The 21,655-nt window shown below is 67.0% G+C and carries 16 protein-coding genes and 1 pseudogene; 5 read left to right on the top strand and 12 right to left on the bottom strand.

Annotation, left to right across the window (positions count from 1 at the left end):
- Window positions 1–50: 50 nt before the first annotated feature.
- From WT60_RS17265 to WT60_RS35225, 5 genes and pseudogenes are all read right to left on the bottom strand, one after another.
- Complete coding sequence (locus tag WT60_RS17265) at window positions 51–1,319, bottom strand: oligosaccharide flippase family protein (RefSeq protein ID WP_038744412.1); 1,269 nt, start codon at window positions 1,317–1,319, stop codon at window positions 51–53.
- Between the two features lie 76 nt (window positions 1,320–1,395).
- On the bottom strand, window positions 1,396–2,592 hold the full coding sequence (locus tag WT60_RS17260) for a glycosyltransferase (RefSeq protein WP_060356820.1): 1,197 nt from the start codon (window positions 2,590–2,592) through the stop codon (window positions 1,396–1,398).
- A 32-nt stretch (window positions 2,593–2,624) separates the two neighbouring features.
- Window positions 2,625–4,217 carry a mannose-1-phosphate guanylyltransferase/mannose-6-phosphate isomerase gene (locus WT60_RS17255; RefSeq protein WP_059575863.1) on the bottom strand — a complete coding sequence of 531 codons (1,593 nt, stop codon included), beginning with the start codon at window positions 4,215–4,217 and terminating at the stop codon, window positions 2,625–2,627.
- Window positions 4,214–4,840: a drug:proton antiporter gene (locus WT60_RS17250; protein WP_038744408.1), complete on the bottom strand. Its 627-nt coding sequence runs from the start codon at window positions 4,838–4,840 to the stop codon at window positions 4,214–4,216. The genes WT60_RS17255 and WT60_RS17250 overlap by 4 nt, the downstream gene beginning before the upstream one ends.
- 17 nt (window positions 4,841–4,857) lie before the next feature.
- A pseudogene (locus WT60_RS35225) lies at window positions 4,858–5,197 on the bottom strand (hypothetical protein).
- Window positions 5,198–5,215: 18 nt separating this feature from the next.
- Here WT60_RS35225 and WT60_RS17240 point away from each other — a divergent pair.
- The 3 genes from WT60_RS17240 to WT60_RS17225 all read left to right on the top strand — a co-directional run bounded on the left by WT60_RS17240 (window position 5,216) and on the right by WT60_RS17225 (window position 9,358).
- Window positions 5,216–6,505 carry a glycosyltransferase family 4 protein gene (locus WT60_RS17240; protein ID WP_038744406.1) on the top strand — a complete coding sequence of 430 codons (1,290 nt, stop codon included), beginning with the start codon at window positions 5,216–5,218 and terminating at the stop codon, window positions 6,503–6,505.
- Window positions 6,506–6,532: 27 nt separating this feature from the next.
- Window positions 6,533–7,222, top strand: a complete 690-nt coding sequence (locus tag WT60_RS17235; RefSeq protein WP_060356821.1) for a phosphatase PAP2 family protein — start codon at window positions 6,533–6,535, stop codon at window positions 7,220–7,222.
- Window positions 7,223–7,969: 747 nt separating this feature from the next.
- Window positions 7,970–9,358, top strand: a complete 1,389-nt coding sequence (locus WT60_RS17225; protein WP_038744401.1) for a sigma-54 dependent transcriptional regulator — start codon at window positions 7,970–7,972, stop codon at window positions 9,356–9,358.
- Between the two features lie 49 nt (window positions 9,359–9,407).
- On the opposite strand, the gene WT60_RS17220 is transcribed toward WT60_RS17225, so the two are convergent.
- The 7 genes from WT60_RS17220 to WT60_RS17190 form a co-directional block, all read right to left on the bottom strand.
- Complete coding sequence (locus tag WT60_RS17220; RefSeq protein ID WP_060356822.1) at window positions 9,408–11,360, bottom strand: alpha/beta hydrolase; 1,953 nt, start codon at window positions 11,358–11,360, stop codon at window positions 9,408–9,410.
- On the bottom strand, window positions 11,357–13,876 hold the full coding sequence (locus WT60_RS17215) for a glycoside hydrolase family 2 protein (RefSeq protein WP_060356823.1): 2,520 nt from the start codon (window positions 13,874–13,876) through the stop codon (window positions 11,357–11,359). Before WT60_RS17215 ends, WT60_RS17220 begins: the two co-directional genes overlap by 4 nt.
- A complete protein-coding gene (locus WT60_RS17210) occupies window positions 13,873–14,961 on the bottom strand; it encodes a DUF1839 family protein (protein ID WP_038744396.1) in 1,089 nt (362 codons plus the stop codon). The genes WT60_RS17215 and WT60_RS17210 overlap by 4 nt, the downstream gene beginning before the upstream one ends.
- Window positions 14,958–15,932 (bottom strand): amino acid--[acyl-carrier-protein] ligase, encoded by a 975-nt coding sequence (locus WT60_RS17205; protein ID WP_081989329.1) that lies wholly within the window; start codon window positions 15,930–15,932, stop codon window positions 14,958–14,960. Before WT60_RS17205 ends, WT60_RS17210 begins: the two co-directional genes overlap by 4 nt.
- Window positions 15,929–17,152 carry an acyl-CoA dehydrogenase family protein gene (locus tag WT60_RS17200; RefSeq protein ID WP_059644052.1) on the bottom strand — a complete coding sequence of 408 codons (1,224 nt, stop codon included), beginning with the start codon at window positions 17,150–17,152 and terminating at the stop codon, window positions 15,929–15,931. Before WT60_RS17200 ends, WT60_RS17205 begins: the two co-directional genes overlap by 4 nt.
- Window positions 17,149–17,400, bottom strand: coding sequence for an acyl carrier protein (locus WT60_RS17195; protein ID WP_038744391.1), 252 nt, complete (start codon window positions 17,398–17,400; stop codon window positions 17,149–17,151). The genes WT60_RS17200 and WT60_RS17195 overlap by 4 nt, the downstream gene beginning before the upstream one ends.
- A gap of 236 nt (window positions 17,401–17,636) precedes the next feature.
- Window positions 17,637–18,431, bottom strand: coding sequence for a Crp/Fnr family transcriptional regulator (locus tag WT60_RS17190; RefSeq protein ID WP_038744389.1), 795 nt, complete (start codon window positions 18,429–18,431; stop codon window positions 17,637–17,639).
- A 924-nt stretch (window positions 18,432–19,355) separates the two neighbouring features.
- On the opposite strand from WT60_RS17190, the gene WT60_RS17180 reads away from it, so the two are divergent.
- A complete protein-coding gene (locus WT60_RS17180; protein ID WP_060356824.1) occupies window positions 19,356–20,165 on the top strand; it encodes a Crp/Fnr family transcriptional regulator in 810 nt (269 codons plus the stop codon).
- 32 nt (window positions 20,166–20,197) lie between these two features.
- Window positions 20,198–21,580 carry an undecaprenyl-phosphate glucose phosphotransferase gene (locus WT60_RS17175; protein ID WP_038744385.1) on the top strand — a complete coding sequence of 461 codons (1,383 nt, stop codon included), beginning with the start codon at window positions 20,198–20,200 and terminating at the stop codon, window positions 21,578–21,580.
- Window positions 21,581–21,655 lie beyond the last annotated feature (75 nt).

Below are 21,655 nucleotides of genomic sequence, written 5' to 3'. Positions count from 1 at the left end.
GCCGTCAGCCACCAGCCACCAGCCATCAGCCATCAGGCTCAGGCTCAGGCTCATGCATCCGCCGCGGGCCGCGGCGCAGGCCGCGCGAAGATCGACACGCGGCGCCGGTACAGCACGTACGCGAGCGTCGCGGCGACCGCCGTCTCGGCGATCAGCACCGCGGCGGCCGCTCCCTGCTCGGCGAAGAACTTCGCGAGCAGCGGCAGCAGCGCGACGTTCAGCACGCCGGACGAAATCAGCACGCGGCTGAACGCGGTCTTCATGCCGAGCGGAAGCATCGTCTGCACGCCGAACAGATCGGTCATGCCGGCCATGAACGGAATGAACGCCATGCAGCGCAGCACGCCGACGGTGGGCTCGTAGGTCGAGCCGTACAGGATGTGCACGGCGAGCGGCGCGAGCGCGAAGATCGCGAGCGAGATCGTGAGCACCATCGCGCCCTGCACGACGAGCAGCTTGCGCAGAAACGACATCGCGTCCTCGCGCGCATGGTGCATCAGATAGCTGACGTGCGGATATGCAGCCGCCTTCAGCGGCTGCAGCAGGCTGATCGCCGAGCGGATCAGCTTGTCGCCGGCGGCGAAGTAGCCCGCCGCGACGTTGCCCGACACGAAGCCGAGCAGCACCGTGTTCGTCGATGCGTAGAACGCCACCGACGTCGACGCGAGAAACACCTGCCAGCCGCCCTTGAGCGCCGCTGCGACGTCGGCTGCGCCGATGCGCACGAACTCGACTTCGCGTTGCACGATCAGATAGCCGAACACGAGCACGCCGCAGACGAGCGGCACCGCCGCGTTGATCGCGACGGCGTCGATCAGGTCGGCGGGCGAGCGCACGAGCAGATACATCGCCGGCACGCTGAGCGCGCGGCACGCGAACAGCGTCATGCTGTAGATGCGCAGCTTCTGGATGCCCTGGAAATACCAGCCGGGCGTGAGCGCCGCGCCGACCGTCATCCCGAAGCCGATCACGAGCAGTGTGCGATCGATCGCGAAGCGGTCGATCACGAACGTGAGCGCGAGCAGGATCGCGAAGCCCGCCGCCGTGATCGCGGCCTGCGCCGCGAACGTCGCCCAGAAGATCTTCGAGCGCGCCGCGAGATCGTCGTGCGCGAGCGCGACGCGCGGCGTCGCGGTCAGATCGAAGCTGTAGTTCGTGAAGTTGATGAAGTACGTGATGACGGCGAGCACGAGCGACAGCTGTCCGTAGGCTTCCGGCCCGAGTACGCGCGTGAGGAGCGGCAATGTGACGAGCGGCACGACGTAGGTCGAGATCTGCAGCGTCATCAGCAGCAGAAAGTTCTTGCGGACGGTCGTCATGCGTGGCCTTCGCGTCGCACGGGCGACATCGTGTCGCGCGCGCTCGTGGCGCGCGCGATGGGGTAAATCGGGTCGATCAATCGCATTGCGGCGCGAGTTCCCGGGCTTCGTCGGCGCTCAGCTGCAGCAGCGCGCTCAGGCGTTCGGCGTAATGCTGTCGCGTGTAGAGCGACCAGTCGTAGCGGCGCTGCGGGTCGCGCAGGTGCGCGCGCAGCGCGTCGAGCGCTTGCGCGAGGCTCGCGTCGTTGCGCGCGTAACGGATCTTGTTGCCGATCTCGTCGCCGAAGCTCGACAGGCTGCCGACGTCGTGGACGAGCACGGGCAGCCCGATCATCGCCGCCTCGACGATCACGAGCGGCGCATTCTCCGCCCACACCGACGGCAGCACGAGCGCATCGTGCTCGCGCAGCGCGACGAAGAGCTGCGCGTGATCGAGGCGGCCGGCGAAACGCAGCTGGCCCGACGCGAGCAGCTCGGCGTACTTGCTTTCGAGCGCCGCGCGCTGGCCGCCGTCGCCGTAGACGGTCACGCTCGCGATGCGTTCGAAGCGCGATGCGCGCGCGAGCTCGAGGAATTCGTCGAGCCCCTTTTCGGGATCGATGCGGCCGACGAACGCGAGATCGAGCCGCTCGCGATCCGCGCATTTCGGCTCGCGCGCCGTGAGCGCGGTGCTGACCGGATTGTGCAGCAGCGCGGTGCGCGTGATGCCGCGCTGCGCGAGCGCGTCGCGCATGTACGGGCTCGGGCAGAGCAGCAGATCGAACACGTCGGCCGGCTGCACGAGCGCGTCGATCGCGTGCCAATGCAGCTTCTTGATCGCGTCGTGCAGCACGCCGCGCGGGCTCGAGCGCTCGAAGAGCCGCGTGCGGCGCGTGAGCGCGTCGAGCGGCAGCGGCGTCGCGCGGCCGCCCGGATACGTGAGCAGGTTCGGGTTGTAGAAGACGAGATGGTAGTCGTGGCACGTGAGGTACACGCGACAGCCGGCGCGCCGCTTGTAGCGTGCGATCACCGGCACGACGGAAGGCGACAGCAGGTTGTGGTAGTTGTGCACGAGCACGCGCTGCGGCGCTTCTCGTTCGAGGGCGGCCGCGAGCGCGCGCGCGGCGGGCGCGTTCCATGCGCGCGCCGCGCCGTTCGACGCGCCTTCGAACGCGCTCTCGTCGAACGTCGCGACTTCGACGCCCGGCTGCGCGCGCAAGACGTCGACCGATGTCCGGTAGACCTCTTCGGCGCCGCCCTTGCGGGCGAAATCGTTGATGACCAGTACTTTCATGCGAAACGACGCGGGCGGTTCGCCCGCGTTTGTCAGTGCTCGCCGAGCGCGCGGACGGGCTCGGCGGTGGGCGCGAGCTCGGCTGCGGCCGGCTTCGCCGCTTCGGGCGCGGGTTGCGCGCTCGCGCGGCCGTAACGGTCGTCGAAGCGAACGATGTCGTCTTCGCCGAGATAGTCGCCCGATTGGACTTCGATGATCTCGAGCGCGATCTTGCCCGGATTCTCCAAGCGGTGAACCGCGCCGACCTCGATGTACGTCGATTCGTTCTCGCTCAGGAGGAACGTCTCGTCGCCGCGCGTGACCTTCGCGGTGCCGCGCACGACGATCCAGTGCTCGGCGCGATGATAGTGCATCTGCAGCGACAGCTGCTTGCCCGGATCGACGACGATGCGCTTCACCTGGAAGCGCTCGCCGCGATCGATCGAATCGTAGTAGCCCCACGGGCGCTGCACCTTGCGGTGGTCCCGCACCTGCTCGTGCTGGCCGGACTTCAGGCGCGCGACGACGGTCTTCACGTCCTGCACGCGATGCTTGTTCGCGACGAGCACCGCATCCGGCGTTTCGACGACGACCACGTCCTTCAGCCCGACGCACGCGATGAGCCGGCCTTCGGAGCGCGCGAAGCTGTCTTCGGTGCCTTCGAACAGCACCTCGCCGCGCGCGACGTTGCCTGCTTCGTCCTTCGGCAGCAGTTCCCAGATCGCGTCCCACGAGCCGACGTCCGACCAGCCCGCCGCGAGCGGCACGATCACGCCCGGGATGCCGAGCGCGCGCGCGCCCGTCAGGCGCTCCATCACCGCGTAATCGATCGAGTCGGACGGGCATGCGGCGAATTCGGCCGCGTCCGCCTTGAAGAACTGGCCGTCGTTCGTGCCGTTGCGCCACGCGGCTTCGCAAGCCGCATGCATGTCCGGCTGCAGCGCGCGGATCGCGGCGAGCCATGTCGACGCGCGCACGACGAAGATGCCGCTGTTCCACCAATAATCGCCGGATTGCAGGTATTGCTGCGCGAGCTCCTGATGCGGCTTTTCGACGAAGCTGTCGATCGCGTGGCCGCTTGAGGCACCGTGCGAATCCGCGAGCGGCGCGCCCACCTTGATGTAGCCGTAGCCCGTCTCGGCGCGGCGCGGCAGCACGCCGAGCGTGACGATCGCGCCGTCTTGCGCGTAGCGCGCCGCTTGCGCGACCGCATCTTGGAACGCGCGCGTGTCGGACACCGCGTGATCGGCGGGCATCGCCGCGAGCACCGGATCGCCGTGATGCGCGAGCGCTTCGAGCGCGGCGAGCGTGAGCGCGGGCGCCGTGTTGCGCGCGGCCGGCTCGAGCAGGATGCGCGCGCGCAGCCCGCGGGCGCTCACTTGCGCGGCGCTCGTGAAGCGATGCTGTTCGCCGCAGACGAGCAGCAGCGTGTCGGCGAGCTCGGCATTTGCAATGCCCGTCAGGCGGCGCGCGGTCGAGGACAGCGGCGATTCGTCGGCGATCAGGTCGATCAGCTGTTTCGGATGGTGTTCGCGCGACAGCGGCCAGAGGCGCGTGCCGGAGCCGCCCGCGAGAATCACGGGCAGGATGCGCGGCGGCGCCGGTTGCGGCGCGGCGGAAGTCGGGTTCGTAGCGAGATCGGTCATCGGTTCATTCCGGAATCGGCCGGAAGGCGGCCGGCGAGCGCGTAGCGCTCGTTGGTGGAGTCGGCGTCGGCTTGGCGCGTCGTGCGCGGTGCAGCCGTTGCAACGGCGCCCGCGCTTGTCGCGGTGCCGACGCGATCGAGCAGATCGCGCACGGCCTTCGACGGGCTGCTCGCCGGGCGCAGCATGCCGATGTACGGCGCGCCGTGCTCGAGATACGGCCCGTCGACCTTGCGGAAGCCGAAGCGGCTGTAAAAGTCTTCGCGGTGCGCGCTCACCTGCACGCGCACCGGCGCATCGGGCCAGCGCGCGTGCGCGGCGGCCAGCACGTGTTCGATCAACGCGTCGATCGTGCGGTCGTCACGATGCGCGGCGCTCGTCAGGATCTTGTCGATCGTCGTTTCGGGATCGATGTCGTCACCCGGCAAGAGACGCGCGTAGGCGGCGATCGACGGCCGTTCGCCGCGCTTGTCCGTTGCGAACACGTGGATAGCGAATTCGTCCTTGCCGTCGATGTCGAGATACGTGTGCGCATCCTCGACGACGAGGACTGCATTGCGTGCGCGAAGGATCATGTAAAGCTCGTTCGAATTCAGATACCTGAATTCGCAGCATGTCCAGTCCATGATGGAGATTCCTCGGTTCAGGGCCGCGTGCCGCGTCGTGCGGCGCGGGTTTGGTGCGCCGCGACATGAGAAGTTTCCGATGCGGCCTATGGACGCAACGATACGAGCGGACCTCCGGCCGTTCTGTTCGAAAGCGTACCGTGCGCGTTGCGAGCGGGACGCGGTGTGCGGCGCGCCGCCGATGTGTGCGGTGCACACGAGGCGTGCCGCCGATCCCTGCGTACTGTGCGCTTCCGCACATAGGGCGTGCGAGCTTGTTCGGATAATGGCCGCGATGCGATGACGACGCGCCACCGTGCCACCCGCGCCGCTCGCTGACGACGCGACCTGCGTTCGATTCGACGCGCCTTTGCGCACATCAAAAGGACTTCCTGTTTGAAGGTAGCAATCGTTCACGACTGGCTGGTGGTGTATGGCGGCGCGGAGCGCGTGCTTGCGCAGATGATCGACTGTTTTCCGCAGGCCGACATCTACAGCCTCGTCGATTTTCTCGACGACCGCTCGTGCCTGCGTGGCCGGCCGGTACACACTTCGTTCATCCAGAAATTGCCGTTCGCGCGCAGCAAGTACCGTAGCTACCTGCCGCTCTTTCCGCTCGCGATCGAGCAGTTCGATCTGTCCGGCTACGACCTGATCCTGTCGAGTTCGTATGCGGTCGCGAAGGGCGTGCTGAACGGCCCGGACCAACTGCACGCGAGCTACGTGCATTCGCCCGTTCGCTATGCGTGGGATCTGCAGCATCAGTATCTGAACGAGGCGGGGCTCGCGCGCGGCGTGAAATCCGCGCTCGCGCGCACGCTGCTGCATTACATCCGCAATTGGGATGCGCGCTCCGCGAACGGCGTCGATCTGCTCGCGGCGAACTCGCACTTCGTCGCGCGCCGCATTCGTAAGACGTATCGCCGCGACGCGACGGTCATCTATCCGCCCGTCGACGTCGATCATCTCGCGCTGCGCGACACGAAGGAAGATTTCTATCTGACCGCATCGCGCCTCGTGCCCTACAAGCGCATCGACCTGATCGTCGAGGCGTTCTCGCACATGCCGTCGCGCCGGCTCGTCGTGATCGGCGACGGCCCCGAGGCAGAGAAGATCCGCGCGCTCGCGGGGCCGAACGTCACGCTGCTCGGCTATCAGTCGTTCGACGTGCTGCACGATCATCTGCAGCGCGCGAAGGCGTTCGTGTTCGCGGCGGAAGAGGATTTCGGCATTTCGCCCGTCGAGGCGCAGGCATGCGGCACGCCCGTGATCGCGTACGGCAAGGGCGGCGTGTGCGAATCGGTGCGCGCGGCGGGCCCGGTGCCGACAGGGCTTTTCTATGCGAAGCAGACGTGCGACGCGCTGATCGATGCAATCGACCGGTTCGAGGCAATGCCCGCGGGTACGTTCGATCCGCACGCGTGCCGCGCGAACGCGCAGCGTTTCAGCGCCGCGCGATTCCGCTCGGCATTCTCGCGTTTCGTGCTCGAAGGCTACGCCGCGCTGCAAGCGGAATTGGGCGAGACTTCCGGCGCCGCGCCGGCGCACAACGCCTCGATCGTCGCCTCGGCGCAGGCCGAGCCGCTCGCATCGGGCGTCGCGACGGACGACGGCGCGTCCGTCGAGCGCGCCGCGCCGACCTCGCCGCTCGACGCCTCCCGAAGCGACACGCTCGCGCGCATCTGAGCGCGAGCGTTTCCTCGATCCGACGCAATGCGACTTTTTTTCCTGCTGACCAATTTTGGCGATCCGTTTCTCACGGCGCCGCTCGCCGTCGCGGTGCTGAGCTGGCTCGCGGCGACCGGGCGCCGTCGCGCCGCGCTTTATTGGGCGTTCGGCTTCGCTTGCGCGGCGGGTCTCGTCGCGTTGACGAAATTTGTCTATGCGGGCTGGGGAATCGGCATTGCCGCGTGGCGTTTCACCGGTGTAAGCGGTCACACGATGCTCGGCGCGGCGGTGTATCCGCTCGTCGCGGCGATCTGCGTGCGCGACGCGCACGTGCGGCGCGCGATCGCGGCGGGCCTCGCATTCGCGCTCGCGATCGGCGTTTCGCGCGTGCTGCTCGGATTTCATTCGTGGTCCGAAATCGCATCGGGCTGGTTGGTCGGCGCGGGCGTCGCGCTGCTGACGGCAAGCCGTTTGCGTCGCGCAAGCGCCGCACAAGCCGATCCGGCGGGTTCGGCACCGCTACGCGCACGCCGCATTGAGCGCGTGCGCGCCGGCGCCATCGCGGTACGGCGTCCGGCAAGCGTTTCGCGATCGACGATCCTGTTCGTCGCGGCTGCCTGCACGATCGCGGTGTCGTGCTACGGGCGCAGCGCGCCCGTGAGCGCATGGATCTCGCACGCGGCGCCGAAAATCGCGGAATGGAGCCGTGTCTGGCTCGACGACGATGCGCGCTGAACGCGCGAGGCACATTCAAGCGGCATAAACGAGGTACACGGACAACTCGAAGAGACTTTCAATGAAACGATCGAACGGAATTGCACACATGTCTTATCTCAATAATATCGGGCGCAAAACGGCGGATCTGGAGGAATTTGTTTCATTCATACACAAACATTACGGCGCGACTGCGCGACAATGAGCGGGCAGGGGTGAAAGTGTCCTATTCGGGCCGTGTCAATTGCCCAATAAATGGTCAACGATGGTCAAATCACGGTTGGAAATCGATCGCAAAAGAGCGCGAATGGTAGAGTAACTTCGACAGTCGGCTTCACGAGCACGACGCTGTAAAGCCATCCTGAGAGCGAGGTGAAAAAGATCACGCGGCATGCCGCGCGATCCGACCGGACGAGTTCAACGAGCCCGGCCAACGGGCGATTCGACGTGTGCCTCGGCTTTCGGAGCCGGCCATGCGTCGCTCGTTCAGGGCCGCTTGCCGATTGCGCGGCGCGCCGCATGAATGAAAACGCGGCCGAAACGATACGTCGCCGCTTTCTTTGCGAAATCTAACCATCAATCAGAGACCAACGAGGCATCTGACGTGCGCTCCCGAACGATACGAACGGGTGCGTCCCGGCATCGTGTACGGGCGGGGCGCGACACCCTCCCATCTCGCACTGTATTGCCGGTAGGCGGACGATCGTCGGCTTTCGCCCACACACGAATTCGTCGAGTCACACAGTCAGTTCATGATCGGAGGCACCAATGACGACTAGCGCGATCATCGGGGGTCTCTCCCGGGGATCTATCCGACAGCGACCGTTGATTTACTGGACGCATCAGCCATCGACGCTGCTGCGCAAGGAGCTCGCGCGCCGCGACTGGAAGATCTCCATGGTCACGAGCGCGAACCAGGTGCGCACGACGGCGGGCGAAGTGACGGGCGGCATCCTCGATCTGAGCGCGGTGTCGAGCGGCGAGATGAACGCGGTCGCGGCCGTGTGCGCGTCGCTGCGCAACGTCGCGTGGGTCGCGCTCGTCGAAGCGCATCAGGCGAACGTGCCGGAAGTGCGCGCGCTGCTGCGCGATTACTGCTTCGACTACATCACGCTGCCCGCGTCGCACCAGCGGATCGCGGACGCGGTCGGCCACGCATACGGGATGGAGTGCCTGTTCGCGCCGAGCACGGCGCCCATCGCGTCCGCCGATCAGGGGATGATCGGCACCTGCGATGCGATGCTGCAATTGTTCGACACGGTGCGCCGCATCGCGCGCACCGACGCGCCCGTGCTCGTGTCGGGCGAAACGGGCACCGGCAAAGAGCTCACCGCGGCCGCGATCCATCAGCATTCCGCGCGCCGCACGGGGCCGTTCGTCGCGGTCAACTGCGGCGCGATTCCGCCGCATCTGCTGCAGTCCGAACTGTTCGGCTACGAGCGCGGCGCGTTCACGGGCGCGAGCACGCGCAAGATCGGCCACGTCGAATCGGCGAACGGCGGCACGCTGCTGCTCGACGAGATCGGCGATCTGCCGCTCGAGAGCCAGGCGAGCCTGCTGCGCTTTCTGCAGGAGCGCACGATTCATCGGCTGGGCGGCAGCGATCCCGTGCCCGTCGACGTGCGCATCGTGTCGGCGACGCACGTCGACCTGCGCGGCGCGATGAACGAAGGGCGGTTCCGCGCGGACCTGTATCACCGCCTGTGCGTGCTGCGCGTCGATCAGCCGCCGCTGCGCGCGCGCGGCAAGGACATCGAGCTGCTCGCGCGGCACATGCTCGAGCGTTTTCGCGCCGATGCGCGGCATCGCGTGCGCGGCTTCTCGACCGACGCGATCTCGGCGCTCTACAAGCACGACTGGCCGGGCAACGTGCGCGAGCTCATCAATCGCGTGCGCCGCGCGCTCGTGATGGCGGAAGGGCGGCTCGTCACCGCGCACGATCTCGAGCTCGACCATTGCACCGAAGTCGCGCCGCTGTCGGTCGCGGCGATTCGCAAATCGATCGAGCGGGAAGTGATCGAGCTCGCGCTGCTGCGCAATCGCGGGCGTCTCGCCGGCACGGCGCGCGAGCTCGGCATCTCGCGCGCGACGCTGTATCGATGGATGGAAGCGTACGGCATCGAGCGTCCGCGCAGCACCACATCGACCGCCAACTGACGTGCCGGCGAGCCGAGGCGAATGCGGCGCGCTTGCGCGAGCGTCGTCGTCAGGGCGACGCGGCGGCATCGGCGGAAGCCGCGTGCGGCGCGCCGTGCCGTGCGCCCGTCGGCCGGGGTCGCAATTGCGGCCCGCGCGTCCTGTCTCCCCAGCCCGTCAGCGTGTCGATGCAGAGCTCGATGACCATCTCGGCGGCCGACGTGCCGTACACCGAATGATCGAGCAAGCGGATCATCTCGACGCTCACGAGCGGCGAGCGCTTGAATGCGCGGCGCGGCGAGCCGAAGTAGCGGGTGAACTCGTCGACGCCCGGATCGAAATCGCCGTAGACGAGCATCGTGTGGATGCTCCGGTCGGTGAGCGCCCTGATCAGGCCGCGCGGCGTGTCGGGTTTCGGCCGGCGGCCGAGCCGCTCCGCGAGGCGTCCCGCCGGCGCGCTCAGGCGCGCGGTGACGTGGCGGCGCAGCGCGCTCAGCACCGGGCGCAGATCGCGGCCCTCGCGCAGCAGACGGCGCCATTTGCTCCAGTCCCGCATCGATGCGAGATAGCCGCGCGCGGAATTCGTCTGCTGTTTGCGCGCCTCGGCGATCGTGAGCCCGCGCGGCCAGATGAAGCGCGGCAGATTGACCGCGATCACGCCGGCCGCCGCGCGCGCGTGCGCGGCCGCATGCAGCGCGGCGAACGCGCCCGAGCACACGCCGAACGCGACGACCTGCCGCCGGCAGCGCGCGCCGAGCCAGTCGACGGCCGTGGCGACGTCCGCGATGGCCGGATCGGAATACAGCACTTCGGCCTGATCGTCCGGCGCGTGCGCGCCGCTGTCGCCGATGCCTTCGATGTCGATCCGCAGCGACGCGATGCCGCGCTGCGCAAGCGTGCGCGCGAGACGCACGCCGATGCGGCCGTCCGCGCTTCGCGGGTTCGCCGCGGTGTTCGCGATCAGCAGGCAAGGCGTGCCGGCGCGCGCGGGCGCGACGGGCTCGCACAGCGTGCCGACGAGCCGCTTCGGTCCGATGTGGACGAGCGTTTCGGCGATGCCGTCGAACGCGAACGTGATGGGTGACGCGGCATTCGGCGCGGGCGCATGATGACGCGCGTCGCGAGCGTGCGCGATGTCGGGCTTGCGCGCGGCGCGCGATGCAATGGTGATCGCGTCGTCGTGCGCATGCGCGGCGGCCGCGCGATCGGCGTGGCCGGCCGCGATCGGTTCCGCTGCCGCCGCCTGTTCGCCGAGGCCGATCCAGCGCGCGACGGATTCGAGCGCCGCGTGCGGCACGCGCGAGCGCGCGCCTTCCTGCAGCGCGCTCGGCCACTCAGGGAACGATTCGATGTGCGTCGACACGCCGCGCGCGACGAGCGCGGCGCGCAGCGCGGGACTGTCCCCATAGTCGGTGTCGACGAGCAACGCGGCGCGCGGCAGCGCGATCGTCGTCGCGACCGCGTTGCTCAAATCGACTTGCTTCAGATCGGCGACGAAATCGGCCGGGTAGCGATGGCCGAGAATGTTGAGCCACGGTTCCACGTGATGCTGCTCGCGGATCGCGGGCGGCGTTGTATCCAGCCAGCGCTTTTGGACGATCGACAACTCACGCAGATACGCGCGGCCGCGCACCACGGGCGCGAGCCCGACGAACGCATCGACGGCGGGCGCGTCGTCGCCCGCGAGCGCGAGCATCGCGAACGCGGCGCCCGCGCGCAGGCCGACGAGCGTGACGCCATCGACGCTCGCTTGATCGCGCAGCACGGCGAGCGCGCGGCGCACGCTCGCGACGCTCGCGGGCAGCCGGCCCGGCGCGAGATCGTCGCCCGCCGAATCGCCCGCGCACGGGTAATGAAAGCGCAACACCCACATGCCGTCTTCGGCGAGGCGCTCGGCGAGCGCGCGGACCACTTTGTGCGTCCACAGCGCTTCGTGCCCGAGCGCCTCGCAGATGAGGACGCCGCGCCGCGTGCGTCCCTCATGCAGCCATCCTAAGCAATCGTCGAATCTGACTGGTCTCAATTTTCTATCCTCGGGCGAATGGTCTTGTTGGAATTCAGTGCTCGCACCTCGATCGCGGGCGGCGCAGCGAGGGCGGCGGACGCGTCGGGCGGATTGTCATGGGAATGGGGAGAGTGAGGGTCGGCGGCGAGCTCGATCCGCGCGGCGGCACCCGGCGCGAGATGAAACCAGTCGATGTCGGGCAGCAGCCCGGGCGCGGACACGTGCACGTAGCGCGCGAACGTACGCGTCTGCACGTCGACGCACCAGCGGCCGTCGCGATAGGCGGCGCTCGCCTCGAGGCCGATGTCGGCGCGCTCGAACACGGTCGGCGCGGTGCGTTCCGGGAAGTGGAACGCTTGCGAAAGCAGCGCGCCGTCGGCCGCGTGCAGCGATGCGATCACGACGTCGTGCTCGCGCGGGCCGAAGCGGTATGCGTACGTGAAGTCGAAGAAACGACCCAGCAGGTCGGCGGAGTTCACGCATTCGCCCGCGTGCGCGTCGATGCGCAACGTGCGGCCGGCGCGCGCGATCGGCGTCTTCCCGTCGCGCAGCGCGACGAGCTCGATGCGCGCGTCGAGCGGCGTCGGCGCGTCGTTGAGCACATGCACGTCGAGGCCGTTGAGTCCCTCGTCGGTGAGCAGGATCTGCCGCGGCTGCGACACGCGCTTCAGCGCATGCCACGCGGATTTCGGCCGTCCGTGCGCGTCGACTAGGCCCCAGCCAGCGCCCGGCATCACATCCTGGAACTGCCAGACGAGCGCGCCCGCGCACGACGAGCCGACGCGCCGCCACTCCGACAGCGTCTGCGCGATGAGGTCGGCGACGATCGCGCGCGACAGCGTGAGATAGCGCGCCGGGTCGCAGCTGCGCAGACGCGCGGGCTCGACGCCGTACAGCGTGCGCAGATAGTGATCGCGCACGTCGTCGAAATCCCACGGCGCGCCCGGATCGCGCGGCACTGCGCGTTTCCAGCTGGGCTCGTGCGCGGCGGGCGAGCCGATCGACGCGAGGGTTGCGTCGCACGGCACGTTCGCGAACGCGAGGCACTCGCTCGCGAAGCGCACGCCGGCGCGGCGCGCGTCTTCAGGCGGCCGCAGGTACGCGCCGACGCCGTAGTAGTGCGCGACGCCTTCGCGCGGCGCGAACGGCAGCACGCCGCCGTGCGGCGAATCGGCGACGTAGATCGCATCGGGCCGATGCGTGGCGCACAATTCGGCAAGCAGTTGCTCGGTCGCGGGCACGCGGCGCTCGTCGGGCGCAAGCCCGACCATCGCCGCCTGTTGCGCGATCTCACTGCCGCCGCACAGCACCGCGATCGACGGCCGCGCCGCATGCCGGCCGAGAAACTGCTCGGCCTCGCGCTTCAGCGATTCGGCAAAACGCGGATCGGCGCTCGGATAGTCGAAGTTCGCGAGCATGAAGTCCTGCCAGACGAGGAGCCCCAGTTCGTCGCACAGCGCGTAGAACGCGTCGGCTTCGTAGGTCATCGTGCCGCCGACGCGGATCATGTTGCAGCCGGCGTCGCGCGCGAGCGCGAGCGCGCGGCGGTAGGCGGCCGGATCGGCCTGCAGGCCGAGCGGGTCGGCGCTCGTCCAGCATGCGCCGCGCGCGAAGACGGGCGTGCCGTTGACCGACAGCGCGAAGCCTCGGCCGTCGCCGCCGCGTTCGACGGCGATCGTGCGAAAGCCGGTTCGCGCGAGCGGAATCGTCGCGTCGCCGATTTCGACGCCGACGTCGTACAACTTCGGTTCGCCATGCGTGTGCGGCCACCACGGCGTGACGTTCGGAATCCTGAGCGTTGCGCGCGCGGTGCGCGGGCCGGTTGTCTCGAGCGTCGCCGCGTGCGCGCCGCACACGAGCCGCGCACGCATCGTTTGCGCGAGCGGCGCGGCGAATTCGAGCGTGGCGTCGAGCACGCCGTCGCGGCCGTCTAGCGTCGCGCGCAGCGTGTCGCGCACGATCGTCGGCGCGCCGGCCGGATTCACGATCTCGATCGAGCGCCACGGCCCGATCGGTTCGATCGCCGGGAACCAGCCCGGCATCCGGCCGAGAAACGTCGTGCGCACGCCGCGCAGCGCGGGCGTGTCGACGAGGCGCGTGCGCCAGCGCGCGCGGCCCCGCGGCGCATGCGCGGCGAGGTGGCGTTCGAGCGAGCGGAAGCAGAGGGCAAGACGATTCGCACCGCCGAGCGTCACGGCGATGTCGTGCGCGACGTACATGTTGTCCGAGCAGAGCAGCAGCGCGTCGTCGAGCCAGACCTCGGCGATCGTCGCGAGCCCGTTCAGCCGGACGATGCGCGGCCCCGCGCCGTGCAGCGTCGTTCGATACCAGTAGTCGCTATCGCCGAGCGGATACGGATGCGCCGGATCGAAGCGCCGCGCGCCGGCAAGCGCCTGCGCGACCGTGCCGGGCACGGGCGCGGCGCACCAGCCGGCTTCGGAGAGCTCGCTCGGCCGCGCGATCGCGCCGGCGGGCGTCGCGATCAACGTCCATTGAGCGGCGCTGCGCGCCACGCGATCCGGCGCGGATTTCATCTGACCGTGGAGACGGGCCTCGGCGGCACGTACAGCGTGCCGAACGGCGGATTCGGCTCGGCCTTGCCGGGCGGCGCGATTCGCGCGACGCCGTCGACGAGCGAGGCGTACGCGCGCTCGAGAATGTCGAGACTGCTCTCGCCGCGTTCCTCCTTGCCGCGTGCGCTCGCACGCGCGAGGCGGAATTCGAGCACCATCGATTCGGACGCGATCGTGTCGCACGCGGCGACGAGCGTGTCGAACGCGCCGTTGCAGCCGCTCGCCTCGAGCCAGCGCAGATAGCGGCCGAACAGCTCGAAGTTCGCGCCGAGCTGGCGCAGCGTATTGAACGAATACACGTGGAAGTACGAGATCGGCCGCGACGCGATCGTCTTCGCGTCGCGCGCGAGCTGCTCGCGGAACGCGGCGATCGGGTTCGATGCGGGCCGGCGCTTCAGGTGGCGCGCGAGGAGGCCGAGCGACGCTGCGCACAGCTCGCGTTCCTCGAGCGGCTTGAATCGCCGCTTCGCGCATTCGACGTACGGCACGAGCTGCGTCGGCCCGTGCTTGCCGAACAGGCCGTCGTAATCGATGCCTTCCGCGAGGTAATAGCCGCTGTTGTGGAAGTAGCCGACGCGGCGGCGTTCGCGATCGATCGCGTCGATGCCGATCGTCGTTTTCGTGTGCTCGGTCTGATAGCTGTTGCCGCGCGTGTCGGGCAGATACCATGCGTCGACTTCGACGAGCATCAGGTTGCCGCGCGCGACCTGGTTCTCGACGTGCGCGTCGACGGGTTCGAAGATCGCGTGCTCCTGCACGACGATTCCGTACAGCGTCTCGAGATCCTCGAACGGAAACTTGAAGAACGAGAACTGGTCGCCCTCGAAGTCGAGCGTGATCGTAAACGGCAGCGCCGCGTACGGATTGAGCCCCCACCAGCCGAGCACCTCGATCCACAGATCGACGTAGCAGTTGGTTTGCTTCCAGACCATCTGCGGCCCGTGCAGCGCGTGCGGGCGGTAGTGCCGCACGCGATGCCGGATGTCGGTGAAGATTTCTTCGAGCGACGCGCCGTTCGCCGGCGCGTCGAGCAGGATGCTGCTCATCGATGTCCCCACAGTACGTCGCGTACCGCTTGCGGCCATGCGTCCGGATCGAAGCCGTGATGCCTGAAGAGGCCGAGCGTCAGGCGCTCGAGGCCGAAGCCCACGCAGCCCGTGTGCGCGACCGCGGCCTCGGCCGTCTTGATGCCCCACAGCAGGCCGAAGTGGTCCATGTGGTAGTTGAAGCTCAGGCACGCGGTCAGGCGGCCGTCGTATTCGATCGGAATCAGGAGTTCGAACTTCAGGTTCTGATCGCGCTGGCTGCTCGCGACGATCTTGCCGCCGCGGCCGAAAAACGGATCGTTCGCGAGATCGATGCTGTTCGGCAACTGCAGCGCGTCGATCATTCGCGTGCCGCGCTCGATCCAGTCCTGGCGGAACGCGAGGATCTGCTCGGGTGTGCCGATCCGGATGTATTCGCGCATCCGGAACAATTGCATGCGCGTCGGATCGAGCGACGGCTCGTGGCGGAAGCAGTACGAGAACGCATCGACGATCCGGCCGTCGGCGGGCAGCGCGCCGCGCTGCGCGACGACCGGATAGACCGGGTAGCATGCGGCGGGCGTCATCACGACATAGGTCGGCTTCTGATTCTCGGTCCAGTCGTCGCCGCGATCGAGGCATTGCAGCACGCGCTGGTGATCGTGCTCGTTGCCGCAAAAACTGTGCACGGTGCCCGCGAGTTGCGGGAAGCTCTTCAGATATTCGCTGCGCTCGAACTCGGGGCGGCTCATCGCGGGCGGGAAGCGCAGCACTTCCGCGTGCTGGTCGGCGCCAAGGCGCGTGATGTAGCCGTCGAGCGCGTCGACGACGCGTTCGAACTTCTCGCTGCGGCCGAACAGGCCCTGAATGCCCGTCGAGATCAGCAGCCCCGCTTCGACGAGTTCGTCGCGCAACGGGTTCACGCCGCCGCGATCGATGGGCGCCCGAGCCGCTTCGGCCGCGCGCGCGGAAGGGTTGGTCATGTCGTTCAAATCTCTCTCTCCAGCGTTGCGGGACGCAACGCGAGCAGCAGGTTCGCCGTGTTGGCTTCGATGCGATCGTTGCTGATCATGAGCGGCGCCGAATGCAGGTCGCGGATGTGGCGGCCGAGCGTGTATGGCGTGCCGTTCTTGTACGACGCCATCCCGCAGATCATCGTCGCGTGCTTGACCACGTCGAGCGCGGTCGTCGACACGTAAGTCTTCAGCGTGTTGATCTCGGCCGCCTGCGCCATCGACGCGGACCACGAGCGCGCGGCGCTCTGCTCGTGCAGGCGCAGCGCGCCGTCGATGCGCGCCTGCATCGCCTGCAGCAGCGCGAGCGCGTCGGCGATCCGGCGGCCGGACGGCGGCAGCGTGCCGCCTTGCTTTTGCATCTGCGCGCGGAAGAACTGATGCGCGCGCAGGAACGCGTCGTTCGCGATGCCGGTCCACACGGCCGCCCACAGGATGTGCGACGTTGGCACCATGGTCCGCTCGGCGATCTGCGCGAACGGCACCGGGAAGATCTGCTCGCAATAGCCGCGCGCGTCGAGCGCGAAGCCTTCGCTGCAGGTGCCGCGCATGCCGAACGTATCCCAGCCGCTGCGGCGCGTGAGGGTTGCGTTTTCCTTCAGCAGCGTGACGAGCACCTGCTCGGCGGCGGGCGCGTCGCGATCGCGCCGCGCGGTGACGAGGATCGCGTCGGCCTGCGCGCCGTACGAGATGGTCGGCGCGAGTTTCGCGAGCGTGAACATGTCGCCGTCCGCTTCGATCGCGCAGCGGCTGTTGCGCAGATTGCCGCCGACTTCCTCTTCGGAGGTCGCGGAGGCGAGCAGCCATTCGCGCTCGGCGAGCTGCTCGATGAAGCGGCGATGCCAGTCGCTCGACAACGCATGATCGACGATGCTGGCGACCTGCGTCTGATGCATCGCGTAGATCATCGCGGCCGACGAGCACGCCTGGCCGATGATCCCGCACGCGGCGGAAACGGCCGCGAGCGACGCGCCCCGGCCGCCCAGCTCGGTCGGCACGAGCGCGCCGAGCAGACGTTCTTCGCGCATCGCGTCGATCGCTTCGGTCGGAAAGCGCGCGTCGCGATCGACGGCATCGGCGAAGCGCGCGGCGACTTGCGCGACGCGGCGCGCTGCTTCGTTCAACGTATGATCTTCCGCAAGCGGGGATTCGACGGCAGCGACGCGTGCGCTGCCGGTTTCGGCGTCGAAGCGCTTCATGCGGATTGCTCGGCGCGCTGCAGTTGCGTGACGGCCCCGGCGAGCGAATCGATGCTTTGGAACAGCTGGCGATTCAGCATTTCGTCCGGAATCTCGATGTTGAAGTGCTTCTCGATGGCAAGCATCAGTTGAATCGTGTTCAGCGAAGACAGACCTGCCTCGTACAGATCGTCGCTGTCCGCGATGTGGTCGATCGACGCTTCGAGATGCGCGACGTCCTTGATGATTGTTCTCAATTCGTTTTTCATCTGGCGGCTCCGGCTTGAATGAGGGTCCCCGTACCTGCGGGCAAGACTCATGACGCCCGCGTGGCGTATCGTGGCTAGTAGACCATCGGGCATGCGGTGGTTCTGTTCGGCACCTAACCGACGTAGTCGCGCACCGCGCGGAGGGCGTGCACCGTGCGCCGCGCGTGCGTTGACGGTGCCGTACGAAGATGTCGCATGAAGCGCGCGCCGCCGCGAGCGTGCGGCGCGAAGCGGGGTCAGCTGCGCAATTCGGTGAGCGCGCCGGACGCGCTCGTCGGCGCGGACAGGATCTTCTTCATCTCGTCGCGGATGATCGTGTGGCATCCGCACGACTGTGCATCGAGCCCGGGCAGGTCGACGAGGATGATCGAGCTGCGGTACTGGCGGATCAGCCCCATCTTCTGGATGTCGCCCGCCGCGTCGGTGACGGTTTCGCGACGCACGCCGAGCATCTGCGCGAGCATGCTGTGCGTGACCTGGATTTCGACGCTGCGCGAGCGGTCGTACGCGAGCAGGAACCACCGGCAAAGCTGGTTCTTCAATACGTGATGCCGGCTGCAGAACGAGATCTGCTTTGCCTGCGCCATCAGCAGATGCGTGCAGCGAAAGATCGCCTGGCGGATCTGCGCCGATTCCTCGAGCAGGTTCGACAGCACGCGCGCGCTGAGCCGATACGAAAAGCCGTCGCGGCAAGTTATCACGCGGCACGGCGTCGCACCGTCGCTGCCGACGAGCTGCGGGCTCACGATCCCTTCGTTGCCGATCTCCGCGATCTCGAGCGTCATGCCGTCCGACGATGCGTACTGAATCGAGATGACGGTCGTGACCGGCAGGTAGACGTGCTCGAGCGGCGTGCCTGGCTCGCACAGCACCTGCCCCGACTTCACGTGCACGAGCTGCAGATGGCTTGCGAGCGTCGCGCGCTCGGCGACGCCGAGCGATGCGAGAAAACGGTTGGCGTCGGTGCGGTGCGGCAGCTCGATGATGCCGCCTGTCCTCGTCGACGGCTCTTTGTATTCGCGGTAGGTCACGGCTTGTCCTTCCCGGATCGGAGATCCGGAGCAACGGCGCAGGGCCCCCTGAAGGCGCCGCGCACGATCAAACCTGCCTGGCTAGACAGGTGTGGTTTTTATTTGTTAATTCGACTTGACGTTGAAAATCCAATTTCAGATTATCACGGCGGATTTTTTGAGGTTTGCGTGCGATGCGCATTTCACAAATTTTGACATTTAGGAATATTCCTAGATTTTTTGAGAAAGTACTTAATTGCTTCGTAAGGAATAATCGGTTTTACCATTTTTAATGCATTGCACGCCGACATTTCGGTATCTATTTCCGATTCAAGAAATTCGTTTGGCAATTTTTACCATTTCCCGAGAGAGGTGGTCGGTGAGCTTTTTGTGTTTTTGTTAAATCGTTTGTAATCAATGAATTACAGACGTTGTGTGGGCTGGATGACAGAGTGTGTCAACTGTTCGTTGACTCACCTTTGCGACAGTTTTCAAAGAACCGCTGCGAACTTCCGTTTTATTGAGATGAAATGGTCATATCATTCCATTGGCGCCTGTAAAAGTGCGCCGGCCGTTGTGCGGGAAGGGTTAAGCGCTAAGCGCCGGGGGCGTTGTAAAGATTACGAAATTGTTAGATGAGACACCTGCTGTCGCTCGAACTGTATCAAAGTGTCCACGGATGAGACGCTTTCGGTTGGCGGCTAAATATTCAGATAGGAATTCTCCGGCCAATGCCTTTATATATTAAGGAATTGCACCAATTGGCACGTTAATCGCTTAAGGGTTTTCACCCCCGCGAAGAGGGTGGTGCGTCAGTGTGTAAGAGGACGACCAGAAGGGCCGCCGACACGATTCCGAGGAACATACGATTCTTGCTGTGACCGTGTCTTGCGAAACGGAATCCTGCGCCGCAAACGAGCGGCGCCGACAAACCGGGACACGAACATGCTTCATCAGAACAATGGGTTTCATGCCAACGCCCTGCTGGGCTCGCTCGACGACGACAGCCTTCGCGCGCTCGCGCCGCACCTCGAGCTCGTGAAGATCAAGAGCGCCCAGCTGCTCTGCGAAACCGACGAGCCGATGCGCCACCTGTATTTCCCGACCACCGCGATGATGTCCGTGCTGTATCTGATGGAAGACGGCGCGATGGTCGAAGTCGCCGCGGTCGGAAGCGAAGGCGTGGTCGGCGTGTCGACGCTCGCCGACTACGGCAGCGGCGGCGCATCGGGCCGCATCGAGGTGCGCAGCGGCGGCTACGCGTATCGCGTGCCGACTCAGGTATTCCGGCGCGAATTCGATCGCTCGCTCGACACCTTCCAGCTGATGCTGCGCTACTGGCAGGCCGCGATGACGCAGATCGCGCGCGGCGCGCTCTGCAACCGGCATCACTCCGTGAGCGAGCAACTGAGCCGCTGGCTGCTGCTCGCGCACGATCGCGTCGAAGGCGACGAGCTCGCCGTCACGCAGCAGACGATCGCGAACATGCTGGGCGTGCGGCGCGAAGGCATCACGGAAGCGGCGGGCAAGCTGCAGGAGGCGGGACTCATTCGCCAGCGCCGCGGCCACATCACGGTGCTCGACCGGCAGGGTCTCGAGGCGCACGCGTGCGAGTGCTACGGCGTGATCCGCGGCGAATTCAACCGCCTCATTCTCGAGGCGAGGCGCGACGCGCATGCGCCGCAGCCGGTTCCGGCGGAAGGGCGGCCGCTGCGCGTCGCCGCGTATCACGGTGCAGTGCGTTCGGCTGCTTGAGACGAAATAACAAGAAACGCGGAGATTCACTGATGTTGGGACTCTTGAACAAGTTGCTCGATGTGTTGCTGGTCGCGGCGGGGGCGCTGGTCGCGCAATTGCTGTACGACGGCGGCATGCTCGACGTGTCCGACGAGCAGCGTACGGCCATCGCGCTGCTGTGCACGCTGACGCTGATCGTGTTTCCGGCGATCGGCGTCTATGACGGCGCGCGCGAACAGATGTCGTATCGCACGCTGTCGCGTGTGCTGCTCGGCTGGCTCGGCGTCGCGGCGGTTGCCGCGACCTTCACGTTGCTGCTGCACGGCGACGCCGACGCGTCGCTCGCGTGGCTTGGCCGAACGATGCTGATGTCCGGCACGGTGCTGCTGCTCGGCAAGGTGTCGATTCACGGCGTGCTGACCGGCTGGCGCAGGCCGGGCGCGAAGCCGCGCGCGGTCGCGATCGTGGGTTCCGAGGTCTACGGGCGCGCGGTGCTCGAGCAATTGCGCGCGGCGTCGTCGCACGGCTACGAGGTCGTGTGCGTGTTCGACGAAGGCGTGCAAGCCGTCGATGCGAAGCGTCAGGTCGGCGGCGTGCCCGTCGTTTCCGATCTGCGCGAGCTGAAGCGCCACGTGCGCGCGGGTGCGATCGACGAGATCTGGCTCGCGCTGCCGCTGTCGCACGAGCGGCAGATCCAGCGGATCGTGCGCGAGTTTCGCCATGATTTCGTGAACCTGCGCTTCCTGCCCGACGTGCGCGGCATCACGTTCTTCAACCGCTCGGTCACGCAGGTGGTCGGCATGCCGGCGATCAATCTCGCGACGAGCCCGCTGTCGATTCCGCAGCTCTGGCCGAAGTTCATCTTCGATCGCATGTTCGCGCTCGCGGTGCTGATTCCGCTGTCGCCGATTCTCGCCGCGCTTGCGCTCGCGGTGAAGCTGTCGTCGCCGGGGCCCGTGCTGTTCCGGCAGAAGCGCAAGGGCGTGGACGGCCGAGAGTTCGAGATCCTGAAGTTCCGCACGATGCGCGTGCATGCCGAGGCGGCGGGCGTTGTGCGCCAGGCGTCGCGCAACGATTCGCGGATCACGAAAGTCGGCGCGTTCCTGCGCCGCACGTCGCTCGACGAACTGCCGCAGTTCTTCAACGTGCTGTTCGGCCAGATGTCGGTCGTCGGTCCGCGTCCGCACGCGATCGAGCACGACGATATCTACAAGGAGCTCGTCGACGGCTACATGTACCGTTATCGCGTGCGCCCCGGCATCACCGGCTGGGCGCAGGTGAACGGCTATCGAGGCGAGACGCGCAAGGTCGAGAAGATGGCCGCGCGCGTGAAGTTCGACCTCTTCTACATGCAGAACTGGACCTTCTGGTTCGACATCAAGATCATCCTGATCACGCTCGTCAAGGGATTCGTCGGACGCAACGCGTTCTGAACGCCGAGCGCTCGCGCATCGGAACGCGACCGCGGAGAACTCCGCTTCGACGACCACGCTACCAAGGAGAAACCA

It is taken from the genome of Burkholderia sp. MSMB617WGS (assembly GCF_001532025.2).
GTDB lineage: Bacteria > Pseudomonadota > Gammaproteobacteria > Burkholderiales > Burkholderiaceae > Burkholderia > Burkholderia savannae.
This window is presented reverse-complemented; position numbering and strand designations above follow the sequence as displayed.

Bases quoted from the DNA above. Each gene is read 5' to 3' on its own strand.
- WT60_RS17210 (WP_038744396.1), bottom strand. From the start codon at position 14,961: ATGAGCAGCATCCTGCTCGACGCGCCGGCGAACGGCGCGTCGCTCGAA.
- WT60_RS17200 (WP_059644052.1), bottom strand. From the start codon at position 17,152: ATGAAGCGCTTCGACGCCGAAACCGGCAGCGCACGCGTCGCTGCCGTC.
- WT60_RS17175 (WP_038744385.1), top strand. From the start codon at position 20,198: ATGTTGGGACTCTTGAACAAGTTGCTCGATGTGTTGCTGGTCGCGGCG.
- WT60_RS17260 (WP_060356820.1), bottom strand. From the start codon at position 2,592: ATGAAAGTACTGGTCATCAACGATTTCGCCCGCAAGGGCGGCGCCGAA.
- WT60_RS17250 (WP_038744408.1), bottom strand. From the start codon at position 4,840: ATGGACTGGACATGCTGCGAATTCAGGTATCTGAATTCGAACGAGCTT.
- WT60_RS17235 (WP_060356821.1), top strand. From the start codon at position 6,533: ATGCGACTTTTTTTCCTGCTGACCAATTTTGGCGATCCGTTTCTCACG.
- WT60_RS17225 (WP_038744401.1), top strand. From the start codon at position 7,970: ATGACGACTAGCGCGATCATCGGGGGTCTCTCCCGGGGATCTATCCGA.
- WT60_RS17255 (WP_059575863.1), bottom strand. From the start codon at position 4,217: ATGACCGATCTCGCTACGAACCCGACTTCCGCCGCGCCGCAACCGGCG.
- WT60_RS17265 (WP_038744412.1), bottom strand. From the start codon at position 1,319: ATGACGACCGTCCGCAAGAACTTTCTGCTGCTGATGACGCTGCAGATC.
- WT60_RS17215 (WP_060356823.1), bottom strand. From the start codon at position 13,876: ATGAAATCCGCGCCGGATCGCGTGGCGCGCAGCGCCGCTCAATGGACG.
- WT60_RS17195 (WP_038744391.1), bottom strand. From the start codon at position 17,400: ATGAAAAACGAATTGAGAACAATCATCAAGGACGTCGCGCATCTCGAA.
- WT60_RS17180 (WP_060356824.1), top strand. From the start codon at position 19,356: ATGCTTCATCAGAACAATGGGTTTCATGCCAACGCCCTGCTGGGCTCG.